Origin of the sequence: Streptomyces sp. RK62 (assembly GCF_018070255.1) — a bacterium.
Taxonomy (GTDB): Bacteria; Actinomycetota; Actinomycetes; order Streptomycetales; family Streptomycetaceae; genus Streptomyces; species Streptomyces nigra.
In genome coordinates this window covers 330,258-351,950 of the sequence record NZ_JAGPYD010000005.1, presented here as the reverse complement: position 1 = coordinate 351,950, position 21,693 = coordinate 330,258, and the positions used below count along the sequence as shown (strand labels likewise).

Annotated in this window: 17 protein-coding genes and 6 pseudogenes; 14 read left to right on the top strand and 9 right to left on the bottom strand. The window is 69.3% G+C overall.

The genetic code is table 11. The features are described from left to right. The first annotated feature begins 9 nt into the window (after positions 1-9). The 5 genes and pseudogenes from KBY32_RS12535 to KBY32_RS12515 all read left to right on the top strand — a co-directional run. Positions 10-924 carry a Gfo/Idh/MocA family protein gene (locus KBY32_RS12535; RefSeq protein WP_210980000.1) on the top strand — a complete coding sequence of 305 codons (915 nt, stop codon included), beginning with the start codon at positions 10-12 and terminating at the stop codon, positions 922-924. Positions 925-1,334: 410 nt separating this feature from the next. After that, positions 1,335-1,490, top strand: coding sequence for a hypothetical protein (locus tag KBY32_RS12530; RefSeq protein WP_210979999.1), 156 nt, complete (start codon positions 1,335-1,337; stop codon positions 1,488-1,490). A 302-nt stretch (positions 1,491-1,792) separates the two neighbouring features. Further along, on the top strand, positions 1,793-2,542 hold the full coding sequence (locus tag KBY32_RS12525) for a uridine kinase (protein ID WP_247689341.1): 750 nt from the start codon (positions 1,793-1,795) through the stop codon (positions 2,540-2,542). 64 nt (positions 2,543-2,606) lie between these two features. After that, positions 2,607-2,936, top strand: a pseudogene (locus KBY32_RS12520) (transposase); the annotation flags it as partial. Positions 2,937-3,298: 362 nt separating this feature from the next. Beyond that, positions 3,299-3,656 (top strand): annotated as a pseudogene (locus KBY32_RS12515) (transposase family protein); the annotation flags it as partial. Positions 3,657-3,758: 102 nt separating this feature from the next. On the opposite strand, the gene KBY32_RS12510 reads toward KBY32_RS12515, so the two are convergent. The 7 genes and pseudogenes from KBY32_RS12510 to KBY32_RS12490 form a co-directional block, all read right to left on the bottom strand. Beyond that, the gene (locus KBY32_RS12510; RefSeq protein ID WP_210979998.1) at positions 3,759-4,217 is read right to left on the bottom strand and encodes a carboxymuconolactone decarboxylase family protein; all 459 of its coding nucleotides are present in this window, start codon (positions 4,215-4,217) and stop codon (positions 3,759-3,761) included. 129 nt (positions 4,218-4,346) lie between these two features. Continuing rightward, a pseudogene (locus KBY32_RS35950) lies at positions 4,347-4,601 on the bottom strand (cupin domain-containing protein); the annotation flags it as partial. Positions 4,602-4,824: 223 nt separating this feature from the next. Then, positions 4,825-5,732, bottom strand: a pseudogene (locus tag KBY32_RS12500) (NADP-dependent oxidoreductase). A gap of 175 nt (positions 5,733-5,907) precedes the next feature. After that, positions 5,908-6,798, bottom strand: a complete 891-nt coding sequence (gene sigJ, locus KBY32_RS35325; protein ID WP_247689340.1) for an RNA polymerase sigma factor SigJ — start codon at positions 6,796-6,798, stop codon at positions 5,908-5,910. A gap of 179 nt (positions 6,799-6,977) precedes the next feature. Beyond that, positions 6,978-7,496 carry a hypothetical protein gene (locus KBY32_RS35320; RefSeq protein ID WP_247689339.1) on the bottom strand — a complete coding sequence of 173 codons (519 nt, stop codon included), beginning with the start codon at positions 7,494-7,496 and terminating at the stop codon, positions 6,978-6,980. Positions 7,497-7,842: 346 nt separating this feature from the next. Then, a pseudogene (locus KBY32_RS35945) lies at positions 7,843-8,187 on the bottom strand (MFS transporter); the annotation flags it as partial. Between the two features lie 86 nt (positions 8,188-8,273). Continuing rightward, complete coding sequence (locus tag KBY32_RS12490; protein ID WP_210979995.1) at positions 8,274-8,912, bottom strand: HD domain-containing protein; 639 nt, start codon at positions 8,910-8,912, stop codon at positions 8,274-8,276. A gap of 402 nt (positions 8,913-9,314) precedes the next feature. Between KBY32_RS12490 and KBY32_RS12485 the strand changes: the two genes are divergently transcribed. Next, on the top strand, positions 9,315-9,836 hold the full coding sequence (locus KBY32_RS12485) for a hypothetical protein (RefSeq protein ID WP_210979994.1): 522 nt from the start codon (positions 9,315-9,317) through the stop codon (positions 9,834-9,836). Between the two features lie 10 nt (positions 9,837-9,846). Here the strand turns inward: KBY32_RS12485 and KBY32_RS12480 are convergent. Both KBY32_RS12480 and KBY32_RS12475 read right to left on the bottom strand, forming a co-directional pair. Beyond that, positions 9,847-10,720, bottom strand: a pseudogene (locus KBY32_RS12480) (IS5 family transposase). Positions 10,721-10,859: 139 nt separating this feature from the next. Then, positions 10,860-11,306 (bottom strand): SRPBCC family protein, encoded by a 447-nt coding sequence (locus KBY32_RS12475; RefSeq protein ID WP_210979993.1) that lies wholly within the window; start codon positions 11,304-11,306, stop codon positions 10,860-10,862. Positions 11,307-12,023: 717 nt separating this feature from the next. Between KBY32_RS12475 and KBY32_RS12470 the strand changes: the two genes are divergently transcribed. The 8 genes from KBY32_RS12470 to KBY32_RS12435 all read left to right on the top strand — a co-directional run bounded on the left by KBY32_RS12470 (position 12,024) and on the right by KBY32_RS12435 (position 21,580). Continuing rightward, on the top strand, positions 12,024-13,040 hold the full coding sequence (locus KBY32_RS12470; RefSeq protein WP_210979992.1) for a LacI family DNA-binding transcriptional regulator: 1,017 nt from the start codon (positions 12,024-12,026) through the stop codon (positions 13,038-13,040). Positions 13,041-13,144: 104 nt separating this feature from the next. Next, a complete protein-coding gene (locus KBY32_RS12465) occupies positions 13,145-14,413 on the top strand; it encodes an extracellular solute-binding protein (RefSeq protein WP_210979991.1) in 1,269 nt (422 codons plus the stop codon). Positions 14,414-14,422: 9 nt separating this feature from the next. Next, positions 14,423-15,382 carry a carbohydrate ABC transporter permease gene (locus KBY32_RS12460; protein ID WP_210979990.1) on the top strand — a complete coding sequence of 320 codons (960 nt, stop codon included), beginning with the start codon at positions 14,423-14,425 and terminating at the stop codon, positions 15,380-15,382. A gap of 1 nt (position 15,383) precedes the next feature. Next, a complete protein-coding gene (locus KBY32_RS12455; RefSeq protein ID WP_210979989.1) occupies positions 15,384-16,277 on the top strand; it encodes a carbohydrate ABC transporter permease in 894 nt (297 codons plus the stop codon). Between the two features lie 62 nt (positions 16,278-16,339). Next, entirely contained in the window at positions 16,340-17,356 is a 1,017-nt protein-coding gene (locus KBY32_RS12450; protein ID WP_247689401.1) for a glycosidase, read from the top strand. Next, positions 17,353-18,570, top strand: coding sequence for a Gfo/Idh/MocA family protein (locus tag KBY32_RS12445; protein WP_210979987.1), 1,218 nt, complete (start codon positions 17,353-17,355; stop codon positions 18,568-18,570). Before KBY32_RS12450 ends, KBY32_RS12445 begins: the two co-directional genes overlap by 4 nt. Then, a complete protein-coding gene (locus tag KBY32_RS12440; protein WP_210979986.1) occupies positions 18,567-20,207 on the top strand; it encodes a glycoside hydrolase family 13 protein in 1,641 nt (546 codons plus the stop codon). Before KBY32_RS12445 ends, KBY32_RS12440 begins: the two co-directional genes overlap by 4 nt. Further along, positions 20,204-21,580, top strand: coding sequence for a phosphomannomutase/phosphoglucomutase (locus KBY32_RS12435; protein WP_210979985.1), 1,377 nt, complete (start codon positions 20,204-20,206; stop codon positions 21,578-21,580). The genes KBY32_RS12440 and KBY32_RS12435 overlap by 4 nt, the downstream gene beginning before the upstream one ends. Positions 21,581-21,693: the final 113 nt, after the last annotated feature.

The following is a 21,693-nucleotide window of genomic DNA, read 5'->3' as shown; positions in this document are numbered from 1 at the left end:
ACCACCGCCGTGACCACCCCTTCCGGCCCCTTCACCCACCCGCCCGTCGAGGTCGGCCTCGTCGGCGCGGGACCATGGGCGCGCGCCATGCACGCCCGCATGCTCGCAGCCGGGCCCGAGACCCGCCTGACCGCCGTATGGGCCCGTCGCCCCGCGGCCGCGCACGAGACCGCGGCGCCCTACGGCGCCCACGTCGCCGCCTCCTTCGACGAACTCCTCGACCGCTGCGAGGCGGTCGCCTTCGCCGTACCGCCCGCCGTCCAGGCCGAACTGGCCCCCCAGGCGGCCCGCAGGGGAAAGGCCCTGCTCCTGGAGAAGCCCCTCGGTCCCGACCTCGCCTCCGCCGAACGCGTCGCCGACGCGGTCCGAGCCGCCGGCGTCGTCTCCCAACTCGTGCTGACCAAGCGCTACCACCCCGCCACCGATTCGTTCCTTGAGGCCGCCCGCGCCCGGGAGATCACCGGCGCCCGGTCCTGCTACCTTCACGGCGCCTTCCTGGGCGGGGAGTTCGCCACCGGCTGGCGACTGGAACATGGTGCGCTGCTCGATCTGGGCCCGCACCTCCTCGACCTGCTCGACACCGCCGTCGGCCCCATCAAGGCCATCCGCAGCAGTGGCGACTCGCGCCGCTGGATCGAGCTGACGTGCGAACACGAAAGTGGCGCGGTCAGCCAGGCGTCCCTGTCCGGCGCCGTCGCCGTACCCCGCGCACTCACCCGCATCGACCTCTTCGGCCCTCAACAGCCCTTGTCCTACGACACGGCCGACATCGACCACGAGGAGTGCTGGCCGATCCTGCGCCGCGCCTTCGCCACCGCCGTGCGCACCGGCCGAGCCACCGCGCTCGACGCGACACGCGGGTTGTACCTGCAGCGCCTCATCGAACAAGCGGCCCGCTCCGTGGCGGACCGCCCAGCGGCCTGACACCGGCGCTCCGACGTCACCCGCATCCGCTCGCGACGCCGCTGATCCGCGGCAATCCAGACGAGGGTGCTGCGATCCTCCCAGGGCGGCCCGCTGGTTGCGGCTCGGGGCCGCGTCTGTGGCCGCTTCCGGGTGGGTCATGGAACCAAGTCCCTCAAGCCCGGGCGGCGTTAACAACGCTCGTGATCAATACATGTAGTCCGCGTTCTCCAGCCCGGTCTGGACGGGTGCCTGCCGGAGGATCTGGGCGGCCTGGTGGGCGAGCTGGAGCATCAGCCGTTTCGGGCCGGTGATCCATGATCACCTCAGCGCCGGGCCCGTCTACTACGCCCTCGTCGCTTTCGGCCGCGGTACCAGTTGGTGGGGGGGCTGACGACGCCCCTCTGCTGACCACCGGTAGCCATCTCGGTGTGCCCGCCCGCCACCGGACCGCGCCGCCTGGCACCTACTGGGTGATCCCGCCCCGCTACCGCAACGACCTCTGTCCGCGGGAGGCCGTCTTCGACCTCATCGTCAAGGGCCGACGGCAGTTGCGCGCGGCGACGCCCCAGCCCGGCGGAGCCTGATGGCCTTCGGCACGTGCACCGTTCGGATCCGGTGGAACGGACGCCGGCAGCGCAGCTGAGGGGTTGGAATTCCTGGCGGGCCCCACCTCATGGCCGCTGCGGACCACGCTGCCCTCCTGTCAGGTACCTCAGCCAGGGGTGCGGACCGGGCCCGACAACGGGCCTTCCGTTGAGTGCGATGCTGAGGGGTGCCCGCCGTGCGGGCGGACACCCATCGGCGACGGCCGGAGGACCTGCCGGGGTCAGCTCACGTGGTCCTCCGGTCGGTGAGCCAGATTCGGGAGTCGCCCAGGCACACCTGCATGATCAATGTCAGTGAGAAGTCACGTCACGCGGTAACCGACCGGTGGATCGTCCGGGCAGGCCGGACCCGCGTCCTCACCTCCGGAGACAGACGACAGATGCATCTACATCCAGGCGAGATCGAGGCCGTTGACTGGCGGGTGGTGACCGTACACGCCACCCTCCGGCAACTGCGCGATGCATCACCCGACGTCACCGGACGTCCGCGGGTGATCGCGATCGACGGCCGGGGCGGCGCAGGCAAGACGACCCTGGCCGAGCGGCTACGCAAGGTGGCGCCCAACTCCGCCATCGTGCACACCGACGACGTCGCCTGGAACCACTCCTACTTCGACTGGGGTGCCGTGCTCGTCGAGAACATCCTCCAGCCCCTGCACCGGGGTGAGGCGGTGAATTTCCGCCCTGATGCCTGGATCTCCCACAACCGGCCCGGATCGATCACCATCCCCGCCGGCGCCGACTTCATCTGGGTCGAGGGGACCGGCATCATCCGCGAAGAGCTAGCCCCATGGTTGGACGCCTCGGTGTGGATGCAGGGTGACCTCGATGAGCAAGAGCGCTTGCTGATCGTCCGCGACGGTGACTCCCCCGAGCAGCTGGAGCACGTGACGAACTGGCTGCTGGAAGAACTGCCATTCATGCTGCGAGAACAGCCGTGGGCCCGAGCCACCATGATCGTCGCCGGCCCCCCGCAGATCGACCATGACCCAGACACCGAGTTGGTGGTCGCCCCGCCGACCAGTCCTTAGGACGTGTCCTACGTGGTGAGGCGGACGTTGACCCCCGGCATGGGGGCGGGCTACGTGGAGTTGGATTGTTCCGGACGGGCTGTGGGAGATCGCGAAGCCGCTCATCCCGCCGCCGAAGGTGCGGTTGGCCGCAAGGCGGCGAACGCAGGACACGCCTGATGAGACACTGTTCGCTGCCATCATTTACGTCCTGGTCAGCGGCTGCGCCTGGCGCCAACTCCCGCCGTGCTTCGGTATGTCGAAGTCGACGGCTCACCGCCGGTTCCTGATCTGGTCGAGGGCCGGTGTCTGGGGCCGACTGCACGAAGCGGTGCTGCACCGGCTCGACGACGCCGGCCTCATCGACGTCACCCGCGTCGTCCTCGACAACGCGCATGCCGCTGCGGACAACGGCCTGCCCGGCGGCACCACTACAGACCCCCACGCCCGCCTGTTGCTCTTGCTGCCTGCCTTCGGAGATGACTCCCCACCGCAGGAGGCCGTCGACCGCCGGGCCGCGGCGTTGCGCGCCCGCCTCGGAGCGCACGCCGCCGGGCCGCTCGCAACAGCCATGCTGGAAGTTCAAGGACTAAACGGTCCGGTGCGCTGGGCAGCGGCCGAGGATGGCACGCGGATCAACGACGGCAGGTACTCGTTCCGCAACCCCGCCAATGACTTCGCTCTGCCGACCGACCGCTTGGCCCGGGTGAGCGCCGCACTGGCCGGATGAAAAGTCGGGGGGCGTGATCCGCCCTGAGGAGATCTCGCCGTGACTGAGTGATCACGGCAACGGAAGCATCCTGGATAGCACCGTTCACCCGGCGCGCCCGCGCGATTTCCGCAAGCTGATGACTATGCTGCGCCGGGATGGGGCCGTCGGGACTCGCCGAGGGCGTCCATGGGCACTGCCATTGCAAGACCGCGTGCTCCTCGTCGTCGCATACTGGCGAATCAACTTGACTTTGCGCCAGCCGCCCCGCTGTTCGGCATCTCCAAGTCAGCCGCCGACCGGATCATCGATCACATCGGGCCGTTGCTGGCGCTGAAGCAGCGGTAGCGCTTCAGCGCCAGCAACGTGCTCATCGTCGACGGCACGCTGGTGCCCACTTGCGACCACGGTAGAGGCTCGCGAGCGCTTACGGGTCTGCAGTTCCTGAAAAGTGTTGCAGAAGGCTCGGTGCGGGGCATTTTGCCTGGAGTTCGCCAACCCCCGTGATCGCCGGTCCCTCGGTCGAGATCAGATGCCCACCGGGTAGCGGCTGGTGATGGCGACGCGGTTGAAGGCGTTCATCACGGTTGCCAGCCAGGCGACTGCCGAGATCTGGTCTACGGTGAGTACGTCCGCGGCGGCGTTGAAGTCCTCATCACTGACGTGTCCGTCCGGCACGCGTGTGATCGCCTCGGTGAGGCGCAGGGCAGCGCGGTCGGTGTCGGAGAAGTAGCCGGTCTCTGCCCATGCGGGAAGCACTGCGATCCGGTCGGGGTTCTCGCCCTTCTTAAGGGCGTCCTGCGTGTGCATGCGCAGGCAGAACGCGCAGCCGTTGATCTGGGAGCTGCGGATCCTCAGCAGTTCGACCAGTAGGGGGTCGAGGCCCGCTGCGGCGGTGGCCTTCTCGACCTCCACCGACAGGGCGATGAGGGTCTTGTAGGCGGCAGGGTGCTGCTTGCCGATGTTGACGCGCTGGGTGTCGGTCATGGTTCCTTTTGCTTCCTTCGTGCGGTGCGCGCCACGCAGGTCGGGCGCGTCTTGGTGGTGGATGTGGGCGTGCTCGGGCGGGGGCGGAGTTCGTGAAGGGTGTTGCCGCCCCGCTGCATGCCCCGGGGGTTACGACTTCGGGTCTTCGACCTTGAGCTTGGCCTCGGTGTCGGAGACGAAGACGACCAGGAGCTTTGCCGGCTTGGTCCGGCTGGCGTTCTCGGTGAGGACGTGGTGGGCGCCCGGCTGCTCGACCCAGTTCTCGCCGTGGTGGTAGGTGGTCACCGGCTTGTCGCTGAGCTTGCTGTGTACGGTGCCTTCGAGGACGTAGGCGTAGACGAACGCCCGGCCGTGCCGGTGCGGCAGCGCGCTTGCGCCGGGTGGGAAGGCGACGATCGCTGAGGTGAAGGTCTTGTCCTTCACATTCACAAGCGCCTGTTGCAGCAGTGGTGTGAAGGTTTCGACGGAGCGCCTCGATGCGGCGACCGTCGCCGGGGCGCCGGCGTGGGCGGGCTCGTCGGAGGCCGAGCAGGCCGTGGCCCCTGTCAGTGTGGCAGCAGCCAGTAGGCCGGCGGCGGTTCGCATTCTTGTCACAGGGTCTCTCGATTCAGCCTTCCGTGATGCGGATGATCGCCTTGACGGGGGCGAACGCGGTGGGTGCCTCGGCGAGTGGGCCGCACAGCCCCTACGAACGGCTGGAGCCGCCCGTCCCTCAGGCGCGTGGCGAGCTCGGCGAGCCGTACGCGGTCGGCTTCGACGACGAAAAAGACGCCCGGCCGTCCTTGGGCTGGACCTTGGGCGGCATGACGATGCTGACCAGCGTGCCGCCGACTCGGGGACCTGGGTGGCCGAGCGATCGAGGATGTCACCGCCGATCACGTCGAACACGACGTCGACCTCGCCCGCGTGCTCCAGCTTCTCGGCCTGCAGGTCGATGAAGGTGCCTGCTCCGAGGGTGAGTGCCCTGTCCCGGTCGGCGGCCTGACCGGTTCCGGTGACGCGGGCGCCGGCCTCGCGGGCGAGCTGCACGCCAATCGAACCGACGCCGCCCGCGGCACCGTGGATGAGCCCGGTCTGGCCTGTGGTGAGGTGGCCGTGGTCGAACAGGCCCTGCCACGCGGTCGGTCCGGAGATGGGCAGCGCGGCGGCCACGGTGTGGTCGATGTCCGCCGGTAGCGGGGTGAGGTTGCGGGCCTCCACCGCGACGTACTCAGCGCTGGTGCCGTTGCGGGTCCAGTAAGCCAGGCCGAACACGCTCCGTCCGACGCTCAGGCCGGTGGTGCCGTACCCCCGCTGCGCGACGACACCGGACATATCGCGCCCGGGCACACTCGGTGTCCGGTCGCGGCCGGCGCGATCGGTCCACGTTGTGGGCCGGTCCAGTTCGCCACAGGTGAAGCTGGCGGCGTGCACCCGCACGATGACGTCGTTCTCCGCCGCATGGGGGTAGGGCATGTCCGTCAGGGACATACCGGCAAGACCGGCGTCACGGTCTCGCACAGTGATGGCTTGCACGCTGACCCTTACTGTGAGAGGCGATGGCGAGCGCACTCGCGCGCAGGGCTCATGGCGGCTGCTGGTGGATGTATGTCGTTCTGCATGATCGCTGTCACCTGCTCACGCGTATTCCTTCGTCGCCCGTGATGCGTTCTCAGCAGGGAGACGAGATAGCCCCTGCGCGTGTGACAGCTCAGACGCGCGCGAGTTTGTCGGGGTTGATGACTCTGCGGTACGCGGTGATCAGACCGTTTGTGATCTGTACCGTGTCGACGGAGTAGACGCGGCCTTGCCGGTGGAAGACGAGGGCCAGCTCGCCGCCGACCTCCGCGAAGTCGATGCGGTCGGGGCGCCACCGGCGCGCCGTACGCACCATGACCTCGGCGACGCGCCCGCCGCCGTGAATGAGCTTGCGTGCCGCCAAGACCTTGCCGCCGCCGTCGGTGACGTAGACCGCGTCCGGGTGCAGGAGCCTGACAAGGCCGGCCAGGTCCCCGGCCTCGTAGGCGGCGCGGAAGACCGTAAGGACCCGTTCCCGCTCGGCCTTCGACGCCTGGGGCGTGGACTGCTTCGCCTTGGCCACCCTGCGTCGTGCCCGCGAGGCGAGCTGACGGGCCCCCGGCACGGAGACATCGAGCACTTCGGCGATCCGGCCGAACTCGAGACCGAAGACGTCGTGCAGGACGAAGGACACCCGCTCCGGCGGGCTCAGCTCTTCCATGACCAGGAGCATCGCCGAACTGACCAACTCGTCGACCAGTACCGGCTGCGACGCGTCCGGGCCCGTCAGCAACGGCTCCGGCAGCCACGGCCCGACATACGTCTCCCGGCGGAAACGGGCACTCTTGAGGATGTCGTACGACCGACGCGCCGCCACAGTCACCAGCCAGGCCCGCAGATCACCGACGACCTGCAGATCCGCTCCGGCCGCCCGCAGCCACACGTCCTGGGTCACGTCCTCGGCATCGGCCACACTCCCCAGCAGCCGGTAGGCCACACCGAAAACCGCGGGCCGATGCCTCTCCCACTCGGCTCCGAGCAGGTCCTCCTCACCAGACCGTTCGGGCTCATACCCGTCACCCATACGGATCGCAACCTCCTCCAGCCTACGGAGCCGGCGTAGAGCCGAGCTCGGGAAGTCCGCCATGACGCGGCGGTCGGTAAGTCGTGGGTCGAGTTCCTCCGGGGCTGGTGTCGGCGTACGGCGGTGTTCCCTAGTGGGGGCACTCTCACCGGGGCACCCCGGAACCGACTCGCCGGGGCTCAGCAGCGAGTCAGTTCGCTGTGAGGCTCGCCGTCCCCGGCCGTCCGCATCGGGTCTCCCGCCGGCCGGTGAGCACGCGATCGTCCGGCGTGGAGGGCCGCACCCAAAGACAGCGCTCCGACGAAGCCGCTGTACAGGTAGCCCGTGGTATCCAGTCCCCATGAGGGCGCCGCGACCCCGGCCGCCAGGGACGGAAGACTCAACGCCGCACAACTGATGACGTAGATGGCCGAGAAGACCTCCGCGCGCGACTTCGCGATGGTGACCGCGCTGATGGCGCGAAGGCTCCCATTGAACGTCAGGCCGACGCCCAGCCCTGCGACGACTGATCCGCCCACGTATGCGGCCGCCGACGCGACAGCGATGGCCACCGCCAGTCCGAACGCACCCAGACTCAGGAGAACCACCCCTAGCAACGTGGCGTGCTGTGCCGTCTGCCGAACGGAGTGAAAGGCGCCCACGCTGTTGGCCAGAAACAGCGCCGCGATGCTGAGCCCGCCCGCAGCGCCGAACCGCACATGCAGGACGTTGCTGACCAGGGAGGGAGTGAGCGAAAGGAACAGACCCGTGACGGCCCACCCCGCGACAAGGGCGGGAACCGAGGCGAGGAACGCCGGCCGGACCTCCCCAGGAACCCGGACCCTTGGTCGCAACTACGTCGGCCGAAACGCATGACGGGCGGGGGGCTCGGGGATCCTGAGGACGACCGCGGCCAGAACGGCGAAGGTCAGCGTAAGGACCGGAAAGACATACGCGTCGGGACGTGAAGTCGACTGCACCAGCAACCCCACGACTCCGGCACCGGTGGCCATGCCGATACTCGTGCCCACCGCCGTCATCGTCGGCCCCACCTGCGGACGTCGCAGGTGAGAGGTCGACCAGTCCGGCGGCAAGAGCACCCGTGGCCGTCCCCGTGGCGATGCCCTGCACCACCCAGGCGATCAGAAGGGAGACGATACCGTCGGCCGTCCAGAAGATCGCCGTGCCGGCCGCCGCCACCAGAAGGGCGGCGACCAGCACAGGGCGGCGCCCCAAGTGGTCGCTCAGCGAACCGACCGTCAGCAACGCGCCGAGCAGACCGACGACATACACCGCGAAGACCACCGTCAGCATCGTGACCGACAGGCCCCATCGCTCCCGGTACAGCGGGTAGATCGGTGACGGTGCGCTTGCCGTGGCCATCATCACCACGGTGGCACCGAACAGCACGGCGAAGGCCGCACCTTGGCCGAGACGAACGCCCGCCGTGAGAGCGACTCACACGTTTCATCACGTTGCCTCGTCTGGCGTCCTGATCAGCTCGGCCAGGGAGCGCCCAGCATGCGCTGCACCGTGGTGGTCCGGCGGAAGCCGGGAATGAAGTGCTCCAGCACATCGGCATTCACGGTTCCGTTCGTGGTCTCGGGGCGGTGCTTGAGCCCGTCGACGTAGGCCTGCAGGAACTCGTTCTTGAAGTCGCCCCGCGGATGGGTGGCGGTTATCTCGTCCACCTGGCTGCGGTCCAGCTCGTCCAGACCGAAGCCGAGCACGTCGGTCAGAACACCGAAGTACGTGATGGCGATCTCCGGGCCCATCCGGTTGGGAATTCCCGGGGTCGTGTGCAGCGCGATCGCCGTCCACACCACGTCGGCGGCCGTGGCCGGGAAACCACGGTCGAGCATGAACCTGCGTGCGTGGTCCGCTCCATCGACCTCGAAGCGCTGCTCTGCCCCGGAGAACGGCGTCGACAGGCCCGTGTCGTGGAACATGGCGGACAAGTAGAGAAGCTCCGGGTCAGGGTCCAGGCCAAGCCTCTGAGCATGAACGGCGCCGAAGACGAAAACGCGCCTGGAGTGGTGGTAGATGAGAGGGCTTGTCATCTCCTGCATGACACGGGTGGCCTCGGCGACTGCCGCCGTTTCAGGAATTTCTACCCCCGCGATGATCTCGCTCATGACCTCTGCTCCCTCGGATATCGGTGTGTTGCGAATGGATGGTGCATCCGTCTTCCACACTGCCAACCACCCGGCGTCCGGCGCTCCCTCGGTCCGGCCATGAGTCACCCGAATCCGGACAGGCCGGCGGCAGCATCGCGGGCCCCGCCACGCATCTCGCCGACGGCCCGACGCCACTCCCTCGGAGACAAGGCGTACGACTCCCTGGCTGTCCGTCGTGAACTGCGCAGGCGACGGATCCTGGCGGTGATCTCCCGCAAGGGTGCCCCGGACATCAAGGGCCTGGGCAAGCTCCGCTACGTCGTCGAGCAGACCTTCGCCCTGCCCCACACTTGAACCGCCTCGCCGTCCTATGGGAACGGCGTCTAGGGCGTGTGTCGGAAGTGCTCTAGGTTGGCTGACGTGACTGGGCGGGGACGGAGTTATCGATATGTCGGACCGGTCGAGCTGAAGGCCGCGGTCCGGCCTGGTGACGGCGGCCGTCGTATCGGCTCGACGGCTGACTTCGACGACTGGATCGTGGAGCAATCGGCGGTGGAGCTGGCCGAACCGTTCACCTTCGTGGTCGGCGTGGACGGTGTGCTTCGGCTGGCGCCGCGCCGGAGCGAGCACGTGGCCTGTGCCTGCGGAGACATGGTCCTGAGCGCTGGTGAGATCAGCTTCATGCGCGAGGCAGACCGGTGGACCGTGAGCGAAGTCAGCAACCAGTCCACCGGCTACTGCCCAGATGTCACCTCCTGGGCGGAAGTCGCCCGCGCCCTGGACGCTGCACAGCTCCGGCGGCCACCTGGCTTCACCCACGAGGTGGTGTTCCGGCGATGCCCCGACTGCCAGGAGCGCAACATCGTCCGTGAGGACGATTTCGTCTGCGTCTTCTGCGGCAGCGATCTGCCCGCGGCATGGAACGTGGATCCCACCACGTGACGGCCCAAGGTCATAGCCACTCGCTGATGACCGCGACCAGCACGGTCGCCTCGTAGCGGACGGCGAGTTTGTCGTATCGCGTGCGACAGCACGGTGTCTCTTGAGGCGGTTGATCCCACACTCGACCGCACGGCGCTGTCGGTAGTCGACCGGGTCGAAGCGGGGCGGCCGGCCACCACGGGAGCCGAGCTTCTGGCGGTTGCGGGCCCGGTCGGCCTTATCCGGGATGGTGCAGCGGATCCCGCGGCGGCGCAGGTAGGCGCGGTTCCTGCGGGAGGCGTACGCCTTGTCGGCCCGCACCCGATCGGGACGAACGCGGGGCTGGCCCGGCCCGAGGCGGGGCACGCGAACCTTCTTCAGCACCGGTTCGAACTGCGGTGGGTCTCCACGCTGTCCTGCCGTCACCACGAGCGCCATGGGCTTCTGACCCTGTTCGACGGCCAGGTGCAGTTTGGTGGTGAACCCGCCACGTGATCTTCCCAGCCCATGATCACGAGGCTCGGTGAACACGCCACCCGGCGGTTCCTTCTGTAGATCACCCTGCTTGCGAGCCCCGGCCGCATGCTGGTGGGCGCGGCAGACCGTGGAGTCAACGCTGAGGTCCCACGTGACCGCGGTTTCGCATCAGTCAGGGACCGGAGGCGGGTGAGGATGCGGAGCCAGGTGCCGTTCCGCTGCCATCGACGGAAGAGGTCGTAGACCCGGTTCCAGGGCCCGTATTCGACAGGGATGTCCCGCCATGGAACACCGGTCCGGACCCGGAACCGTATGCCGTCGATCAGCTGCCGCCGAGGCCAGACAGGCGGTCGCCCCGCCTTCGTCCCCTTCGGCAACAACGGCCCGAGCACCGCCCACTGCTCGTCTGTGAGACCTCCCCGCCCCATGAACCGTGATCATTCACAACCCCAAGATCCACTTTCGATACACGGCCTAGAACTCCACAATGCCTTCCTCTCGTTGGCCTGCAGTCCGATCTGTTGGCGGCGCCTCAAGAAGGCCGGGTCGTGAACCTGGCGCCGGCTTCTAGGAGTGTCGGCTCACGAATGAGTCGGCGTATGAAGCGAGATCGTGGACCAAAGCCTGCAGGCGTCGTCTTCTGAGCGTGTCCAGAAGGGGGAGGCGGTGCCGGTAGATCGCTGACCAGGTGATGTCGGTGCCGCCGTGAGGTACTCGGGCCAGGTCCACAAAACCCCGATGAGACTCGAACGGCCCCGCGGCCTGTTCGTAGCTGAACCGCTGGTCGGGGACCAACTCGACGATGCGCTCGCGGCAGCGCACCCCTCCAATGCGAGTGCAAATGGTGCGGCGGTCACCTGCGCGGACCGGTCGATCGACCCCTGCGGGCCAGTCCCACTCGACCTCGTAGTAGGAGCTCCACGACGGCCAGGACTCCGCATCGAGGAGCGCGGCGTAGACGACAGCAGCAGGCGCCGATGAGCGGAAGGTAGCGGTGATCGCAAGCGATGACACGCCGCAAGGCTAGACCGTTTCTCACTGTGATCGTGTTACGAGCTCTTAGTACCGCCGCTGGCGCATCCCCACTGGTCCAGCACCGACGTGCTGCCGCCCAACAGGGAAATACTGATCAGACGCGCCCTACGACGGTTACATTCCGCCCCGCGCATTCACCGGCAGCCCGAACCTGACGGGGTCGTCAGTGCTTTCATTCGACGAGGCGGTCGTACGGATAGCCAGTGCGTCGTATCACTTGGAATACCTCAACGCGTTCTGCAAGATCCGCGACACCTGCGGCGGATGAATCACCAGTCGACCGGCTGCCGGAAAATCACCACCGGACGGACCGGAAAGCCCCTTCCGCAATCCCGGAAAATACCCAAGAGAACTCTTCCAGCGGGCCCGTCACAGGGCCGACATAGCCCCTGACTATGACCTGTCGGCGTTTGTGAAAGCGCACGATATGCAGCTGACCGTGACGCCGCACAGGTACGTCCGCTACGGATCCCGCCACTACGGATCCGACCGGACCCGGATGGGACAGAACGGCTGTACTGGACGAAAGTGCCGCAAACGGCGCAGTTGCTTCCGGGGTATTGACTTTCCGCGACTCGAGCGCGGAGGCTACGGGGCGTCCATTCAAACCGGTTTAAACGCCGGCTCGACGCCCCGTGCGGTGCCCCGTCCGAGGAGGGGTCCGTGCCCGGCTGTTCGGAAGAAAGCGGTGTGCACATGGCCCGACGTCCCACGATCGCCGACGTGGCGAAGCTGGCGGGGGTCTCTCGTGCGACCGTGTCGTTCGTCCTGAACAACCGCCCCGGCGTGGCCGTGGACACCCAGCAGCGGGTGCGCTCGGCGGCCGAGGAACTGGGGTGGACTCCGAGCTCCAGCGCCCGGGCGCTGTCCACGGGCCGGGTCCGCGCGGTCGGCCTGGTCCTGGCCCGCGAGGCCGAGCTCATCGGCACCGACCCGTTCTTCCCCGCCTTCATGGCGGGCATCGAGACAGTCATCTCGGAGACCGGTGACGGTCTCATGCTGCAGATGAGCCGCCCCGAGAACGAGGTCGACACCTACCGCAGGCTGGCCGCCGACCACCGTGTGGACGGCGTGCTCCTCACCGACCTGCGCACCGACGACTGCCGTCCGGCGCTCGTCGCCGAGCTCGGTCTGCCGGCCGTCGCCGTGGGAGCGGGTGCCTCCACCGGCCTGCCCACGGTCAACCTCGACGACCGTCCCGCCGTCCGCGAAGCCGTGCGCCACCTCGCCGGCCTGGGACACCGCGACATCGCCTACGTCGCCGGGCCCGACGAGTTCGTGCACGCCCGGCGCCGCCGCCAGGCCTGGAGCGACGCCCTGGCCGAGGCCGGCCTGCCCGCGGGGACGTTACTGCCGGGCGGCTTCACCGCCGAGGGCGGCGCACGGGCCACCCGCATGCTGCTCGACCGGCCGGCACCGCCGACCGCCATCGTCTACGGCAACGACCTCTCGGCCACGGCCGGGATGGCGGTCGCCCAGGCCTGCGGGCTGCGGCTGCCCGAGGACCTGTCGGTGGTCGGCTTCGACGACGTGCCGCTCGCGTCCTACACCAGTCCCCCGCTGACGACCTGCCGCGCCAACCCCCTCTCCTGGGGCCGGGCGTCCGCCCAGGCCCTGGTGGAACTGATCGAGACCGGAACCACCGCCGACGTGGAACTCGAGCCCGCCGCCCTGGTGGTGCGCGCCTCCACCGGCCCCGCGCCGGTCCGCTGAGACCCGCGGCAGGCCGCCGCGCCCCCTCCCCGGGACGGGAGGGGACACGCTCCACCGGCCGAGCCGTACCGCAAGCGATTCCCCCGTAAGAAACGGAACCTCCAATGAAGAAGGCCCTCCTCGCCCTGCTGCCGGTAGCCGCCCTGACGCTCAGCGCGTGCGGCGGCGGATCCGACTCCGGCGCCTCCAACGACTCCCGCGGCCCGATCACGATCTGGTACTCCAACAACGCGCAGGAAGTCGCGTGGGGCAAGAAGATGGTGGGCCAGTGGAACGCCGCCCACCCCGAGGAGAAGATCACCGCCCAGGAGATCCCCGCGGGCAAGAGCTCCGAAGAGGTCATCGGCGCGGCGATCACCGCCGGCAACGCGCCCTGCCTGATCCTCAACACCGCCCCGGCCGCCGTGCCCGGGTTCCAGAAGCAGGGCGGTCTGGTTCCGCTCGACGACTTCCCCGACGGCAAGAAGTACCTGCAGACGCGGGTCGGCGACCGGCTGTCGCAGTATGCGTCGCCGGACGGCAAGTACTACCAGATGCCGTGGAAGAGCAACCCGGTGATGATCTTCTACAACAAGGAGCTCTTCAAGAAGGCCGGCCTCGACCCGGAGCGCCCCGAGCTCGCAAGCTACCAGGACTTCCTCGACACCTCGCGCAAGCTGGTCGCGACCAAGGCCGCCAAGGCCGCGATCTGGCCGGCCCCGTCCTCGGAGTTCTACCAGTCCTGGTTCGACTACTACCCGATGTTCGCGGCGCAGACCGGCAAGCAGCTGGTCGAGGACGGCAAGGCGCAGTTCGCCTCGGCCGACGGTCTCAAGGCCGCCCAGCTGTGGAAGAGCATGTACGCCGAGCACCTGGCGCCGAACGAGAAGTACAACGGCGACGCGTTCGCCGACGGCAAGGCGGCCATGGCCACCGTCGGCCCGTGGGCGATCTCCGTGTACGGCGACAAGGTCAAGTGGGGTGCCGTACCGGTTCCCACCTCGGACGGCGCCACCGGCAAGGGCACCTTCAGCGACGAGAAGTCCATCGGCATGTACAGCTCCTGCAAGAACCGCGGGACCGCATGGGACGTCATGAAGTTCGCCACCAGCAAGGACCAGGACGGCAAGCTACTGGAGGCGACCGGGCAGATGCCCATGCGCGCCGGCCTGACGAGCGCCTACCCGTCCTACTTCGCCTCGCACCCGGAGTACAAGATCTTCGCGCAGCAGGCGGAGCACACCATCGAGGCTCCCAACGTGCCGAACTCCGTCGAGGTCTGGCAGACCTTCCGCGACGCGTACACGAAGGCCGTCATCTTCGGCAAGGGTGACCTCGCCGCGGCCCTCAAGGACGCCGCGGCCCAGGTGGACAAGCTGGCGCAGGACCAGTGAGCGACCGTCATGTCCTCCAACACGTATGACGTACGCCGGGGCCGGCCCGCGGCCGGCACCACGGCGAAGACCCCCGCGCCCCCGCAGCGGCGGCGACTGCGGCTGGGCGGCCATCAGCCCATCGGCATGCTGTTCGTCTCCCCGTACCTGATCTACCTTGCCGCGATCTTCGTGTATCCCCTCGGCTTCGCGGTGTGGATGTCCTTCCACGACTACTTCTTCACCGCACCCGGAGTCCAGGTCGACCGGCCCTTCGTGGGCCTGGCCAACTACACGGCGGTGCTGACCGACCCCGAGGTATGGCGCTCGTTCCTCAACATCGCCGTCTTCCTGGTCATCAACGTGCCGCTGACCGCCCTCGGTTCGCTGGTCCTGGCCGACGCCCTCAACAAGAAGCTGCCCTTCCGGTCCTTCTTCCGCACGGCGTACTACATCCCCTACATCACGGCCAGCGTCGCGGTCGTCGGTGTGTGGCTGTTCCTGTTCAACAGCGACGGCCTGGTCAACCAGGCCCTCGGTCCCCTGGCGCCGAGCCCGTCCTGGCTGGTCAACTCCCACCTCGCCATGCCCGTCGTGGCCATCTTCGTGGCCTGGAAGCAGCTGGGATTCTTCGTCGTGCTGTACCTGTCGGCCCTGCAAAACGTGCCCCAGGAGCTGTATGAGTCGGCGGCCGTCGACGGCGCCGGACGGCTGCGCATCTTCCGCTCGATCACCGTTCCCGCGGTGCGCCCGGCCACCCTCCTGGTGCTGATCCTGGCCACCATCACCGGCGCCAACCTCTTCACCGAGCCCTATTTGCTCACCAGCGGCGGCGGTCCCGACGGTGCGACGACCTCACCCGTCCTGCTGATGTACCAGCGGGGCCTGCAGCAGGGCCATCCGGACGAGGCGGCAGCGATCGGAGTCATCCTCGTCGTACTGATCACCACCGTCTCGCTCGTGTACCGACGCCTCGTGGAGAGGGCCTGAGATGACCACCGACGTCGCAGCCCCGCCCACCGGCGAGCGCAGCATCACCGAGCACTCCGCGCGGCCCCGCACCCGGTCGATCGGTTCCCGCATCGCCCTGCTGATCGGCGCGTTCGCCTTCCTCTTCCCCTTCTACTACATGATCATCGGCTCCCTCCAGAAGGAGCCCGACGCCAGCCCCTCCGGGGCGTTCCCCGACCCCTCCAACCTGAGCCTGCACAACTACGCGGCGATCGACTCCGCGATCTCGCTGGGCCGTTCGCTGGTCAACTCGGGCATCTTCACCGGCGGCGTGATCATCTGCACCACCGTGTTCGGGCTGCTCGCGGGCTACGCGCTGGCCCGGCTGCACTTCCGCGGCCGCGGCTCGACGTTCGCCCTGGTCCTGCTGGTCCAGGTGGTGCCGTTCCAGCTGCTGCTGATCCCGCTGTACGTGCTGATCGTCCGCGACTACGGTCTCGCGGACTCCTACCTCGGTATGATCCTGCCGTTCGCGATCAACACCAGCGCCGTGTTCATCTTCCGGCAGTTCTTCCTGCAACTGCCGGCCGCGATGTTCGAGGCAGCCCGCATCGACGGCGCGGGCGAGCTGCAGATCCTGTTCCGCATCGCGCTGCCGCTGTGCAAGCCGGCCCTGATGTCGGTCGTGCTGCTCAGCTTCACCGGGCCCTGGAACGAGTTCCTCTGGCCCTTCCTGGTGACCAAGGACCAGGACATGCAGCCGCTGGCCGTCTCGCTGGCCAACTACATCAGCACCGTGGCCTCCGCCGCCGCCAATCCCTTCGGCGCCATCCTCGCCGGAGCCTGCGTCCTTGCCGCTCCCGCGGTGGCCCTCTACCTCCTCTTCCAGAGCCGTTTCAACTCCACCGACATCGACTCAGCAACGAAGGGCTGAACTTCGTGTCCCACAGCACCACCCCCCATGTCCCCTACACCCTGACCCGAGTCGGCGTCGTGATGTCCCCGCTGCCCGGCGAGGCGAACGAGGTCGAGGGCGTACTCAACCCGGCGTCCGGCCGCACGCCCGACGGCAGGCTGCACCTGCTCCCGCGGCTCGTCTCCGAGGGCAACGTCTCCCGTGTCGGCCTCGCCGAGGTCACCCTGGACGACGGGGTGCCCACCGGCGTCGAGCGCCGCGGCGTGGTCCTCGCACCCGACGCCGGCTGGGAGCGCGGCAAGAACAACGCCGGCGTCGAGGACCCCCGCACCACCTGGATCGAGGACCTGGGCCTGCACGTCATGTCGTACGTGGCCTACGGGCCCCTCGGCCCCAAGCCCGCCCTCGCCGTCTCGGAGGACCTGATCCGCTGGGAGCGCCTCGGTCCCCTGCAGTTCGCCTACCAGCCCGACCTCGACACCGACCTCAACCTGTTCCCGAACAAGGACGTCGTGCACTTCCCCGAGCCCGTGCCGGGCCCGGACGGTGCGATGTGCTACGCCATGCTGCACCGGCCGATGTGGGACCTGGGCTGGTTCCGTCCCGGCGAGGGCGTGCACCTGCCCGCCGGTCTGAGCGACGAGCGACCCGGTATCTGGATCTCCTACGTGCCCGTCGACGAGGTCAAGCAGGACCTGGGGGCCCTGACCCGGCCGCGCCACCACCGCCTGGTCGCCCTGTCCGAGTACTCCTGGGAAGAGCTCAAGATAGGCGCCGGTCCGGCTCCGATCCGGGTCGACGAGGGATGGCTGCTGATCCACCACGGCGTCTCCGGCACCATCGAGGACCCCTTCGCGCAGGCACAGACGGTCAACTACGCGGCGGGCGCGATGATCCTCGACCCCGCCGACCCCAGCCGCGTCATCGCCCGCACCTCGGAGCCGCTGATGGCGCCCGAGACCGAGGAGGAACGTTCCGGCACCGTGCCCAACGTCGTCTTCCCGACCGCGATCGAGGAGATCGACGGCGTGCGCTACGTCTTCTACGGCATGGCGGACGCGCACATCGGCGTGGCCCGCCTGGACCGGTCCGAATGAGCCCCGACCCCTCCGGGTACGGCCTGGCGCTGGTCGGTTGCGGAGCCTTCGGCACGTTCGTGCTGGACGCCGTGCGTGACATCCCCGGTGTCCGCGTCGCCGCCTGCGCCGACGCCGACCGGCAGCGGGCGCAGGCGCTCGCCGGCCGGTACGGCGCGGCCGTCCGCGCCGGCGTGGAGGAGGTGGCCGCACTTCCGGACGTCGACGTGATCGTCCTGGCCACCCCGCCGGCCGCGCACGCGGACGCCGCGGTGACCGCCCTCCGGGCCGGCAAGCACGTCTTCTGCGAGAAGCCCATGGCGCTCACCGTCGAGGACGCCGCGCGCGTCGAGGCGGCCAGCCGCCACTCCGACGGCGTGTTCGCGGTCGACCATGTACTGCGCTACAACCCCGTCCTGCGGCTGCTGGCGCGCCTCGGCCAGGAACAACTCCTGGACCCGCTGCGCCGGTTCGCCTTCGAGAACGACGCCTCAGACGAGGACCTCGACGCCGGACACTGGTTCTGGAACCCGGCGCACAGCGGCGGCATCCACGTCGAGCACGGCGTCCACTTCTTCGACGCGGCCAACGCGCTCATGGGCAGCGAGCCGCTCCAGGTGCAGGGCACCGAGGTGCGCAGGGAGGACGGGCCGGTCGACATCGTGGTGGCCACCGCCGTCCACCCCGGCGGCGCGGTCGCCACCCACACCCACTCCTTCACCCACGCCCACCGCGCCGAACGCCAGCTCATGCGGCTCGACCACGGATTCGCCGAAGCCCGCCTCACCGGCTGGATCCCGACGTACGCCACGATCACCGCGTGGACCGACGAGGCGGGCGCCGTCCGCTGGGAGGCGCTGCCCGCACGGGCCGCGGAGCTGCTCGCGGTACCCGGGCTGCGCCCGCACGGCCAGGAGCGCATCACGGTGTCCGTGACGCGCGATGCCGGCTCCGCCCGCCAGGCCCGCGGCCGGGGTGTCACACGCAACGTCCCGCACCGGGTCGACTGCGTCGTGGACCTGGGCGGCGAAGACCGCAAACAGCACCTGTACGCCGAGAGCGTGCGGGCCGCGATGACGGACCTGCTCCACTGCGCGGCCCACGGCGGCACCCCGCAGGCCGACGCCGCGGCCGGGCTGTCCGCGGTGGCCGTGGCCCGGGCCGCGACCCTGTCCGCGCAGAGCGGCCGCACGGTGTTCCTGACCTCCCCCGCATCCGCCAGAGGTGCCCGATGACGGGAGTGCCCGGAACCGACGGTCCCGTCCCGTGGTGGCGGGAGGCGGTCTGCTACGAGATCCACCCGCGCGCCTTCGCGGACGGCAACGGCGACGGCACGGGTGATCTGCCCGGCGCCACCGCACGCCTGGACCACCTGGCAGAGCTGGGCGTCGACGCCGTGTGGATCACCCCCTTCTACCCCTCGCCGCTTGCGGACGGGGGATACGACATCGCCGACCACACCGGTGTCGCCGCGGACCTCGGCACACCGGCCGACTTCGACGCCCTGGTGGAGAGAGCTCACGCCCTCGGGATCAAGGTCCTGGTGGACGTGGTCCCCAACCACACCTCCGACCAGCATCCCTGGTTCCGCGCGGCGCTCGCCGCCGCCCCGGGCTCCCCGGCCCGGCAGCGGTACCTGTTCCGCGACGGGCGCGGCGAGAAGGGCGAACTGCCGCCCAACGACTGGCAGTCCGCCTTCGGCGGCCCCGCCTGGACCCGTGTCGAGGAAGCGGACGGCCTCCCCGGACAGTGGTACCTGCACCTGCACGCACCGGAGCAGCCGGACCTCAACTGGCGCCATCCACAGGTGACCGCCGAGTTCGAACGAGTCCTGAAGCACTGGCTGGACCACGGTGTCGACGGCTTCCGCGTCGACGTGGCCCACACCCTGTTCAAGGCCGACGACCTGCCGGACGCCGGCCCCGGTCAGCACCAGGACGTCCACCGCAACCACCTCATGCCCTACTACGACCAGGAGGAACTGCACCCGCTCTTCCGGAACTGGCGCACCCTGCTCAACCACCACCCCGCGCCTGCAGGCGCAGTCGCCCCCCACGAGCGGGTGATGGTGGCCGAGGCGGGCATCTTCGACCGGGAGCGGCTGGCCCGCTACGTCGCTGCGGACGAGATGCAGCAGGTCTTCAACTTCGCCTTCCTGGAGTGCCCTTGGGACGGAGCGGCACTGCGCGATGTGGTCGAGGAGTCGGTGCGCGCCATGCGGGCCGTGGGCGCTCCCGTCACCTGGGTCCTCTCCAGCCATGACGCCGTGCGTCCCGTCACCCGGTACGGTGGCGGCCGCGCCGGTGAGCGGCGCGCCCGCGCGGCGGCCCTGCTGATGCTGGCCCTGCCCGGTGCGGCCTACGTCTACCAAGGCGAGGAGCTGGGCCTGCCGCAGGCCGACATCCCGGACGACCGGATCCGCGACCCCCTGTGGGAACGCTCCGAGCGCCGCCACCGCGGACGCGACGGCTGCCGGGTGCCGCTCCCCTGGTCCGGCACCGCCCCGCCCTACGGCTTCGGTGCGGCCGCGCCCGAGGACTGCTGGCTCCCCCAGCCCGCCGACTGGGCCGAACTCACCGTCACCGCACAGCAGGACGACGAGGACTCCATGCTGACGCTGTACCGGGCGGCACTGCGGCTGCGCCGCGACCACCCCGCCGCGGACACCGTGCTGCGCGTTCAAGGCCCGGCGGACGGCTCGTGGTTCGCCTTCGACCGGTCGGCACGGCTGCGCTGCCTGGTCAACTTCTCCGCGCGCCCCGTCCCACTGGACGACGGCGCCCGGGTACTGCTGTCCAGCGCACCGCTCGACGGCCGCACTGTCCCGCAGGACACGGGCGTATGGATGATCCACGAGGAGTACCCCCGATGAACGACCGACCCGGCGTCGACCTGTCCGCCGTGGTGAAGGCCTACGACGTCCGGGGCCTCGTCCCGGACCAGCTCGACGAGGAAGTGGCCCGGTTGTTCGGCGCCGCCTTCGTGGAGACGACCGGTGCGGACGCCGTCGTCACCGGACACGACATGCGGCCCAGCTCGCCCGGGCTGGCGCGTGCCTTCGCGCAGGGTGCCGCCGAGCGGGGCGCCGACGTCACCGAGATCGGCCTGTGCTCGACGGACGAACTGTACTTCGCCAGCGGCTCCCTGCATCTGCCCGGCGCGATGTTCACCGCCAGCCACAACCCGGCCCGCTACAACGGCATCAAGATGTGCCGGGCCGGCGCCGCGCCAATCGGCAAGGACACCGGGCTGCTCGCCATCCGCACGCTGGTCGAGCGCTGGTCGTCCGGCGAGGAACCGCCCGCCGCGCGCCGCCCCGCGGGCTCGATCGGCCGACGGGACATGCTGAAGGAGTACGCCTCCCACCTGCTGGACCTCGTCGACGTCAGCGCGCTCCGTCCGCTGCGCATCGCGGTGGACGCCGGCAACGGCATGAGCGGCCTGACCGTGCCGGCCGTCTTCCAGGACGTGCCCGTGGAGATCGTCCCGCTGTACTTCGAACTCGACGGCACCTTCCCCCACCACGAGGCCAACCCGCTCGAACCCGCCAACCTCGTCGACCTGCAGCGCCTCGTCCGGGACACGGGAGCCGACCTGGGACTGGCCTTCGACGGCGACGCCGACCGCTGTTTCGTGGTCGACGAACGCGGCGAGGCGGTCAGCCCGTCGGCGATCACCGCGCTGATCGCCGCCCGGCTGCTGGCCGACCACCCGGGAAGCACCGTGCTGCACAACCTGATCACGTCCCGGACCGTGCCCGAGGTGGTCCGCGAGCTGGGCGGCACCCCGGTCCGCACACGTGTGGGCCACTCCTTCATCAAAGCCGAAATGGCCCGCACGCAGGCGGTGTTCGGGGGAGAGCACTCGGCGCACTACTACTTCCACGACTTCTACAACGCGGACACCGGCATGCTCGCCGCGCTCCACGTCGTCGCCGCCCTCGGCTCGCAGCCGGAGCCGCTGTCACGCCTGGTCGAGCGCTACCAGCGCTATGCGGCGTCGGGAGAACTGAACACCGCCGTCACGGACCCCGCTTCCACCCTCACGGCCGTACGCGCCCACTTCGCCGGACACCCGGAAGCCACCCTCGACGAACTCGACGGCCTGACCGTGTCCACCCCCGGCTGGTGGTTCAACCTGCGCCCCTCCAACACCGAACCACTGCTGCGCCTCAACGCCGAGGCGACGGACCCGACGACACTGACCCGGGTTCGGGACGAGGTACTGGCGCTCATCCGTCACTGAACACCCCTCCGCCGCTTCCTGCAGGCGTCCTCATGGCTCGTACGGCAGCTGGAGCCGGGCCCGGTCCGCGCTGGAGCACCGGTGCGGGCGGGCCACCGGCTGCTGGGGAGCGC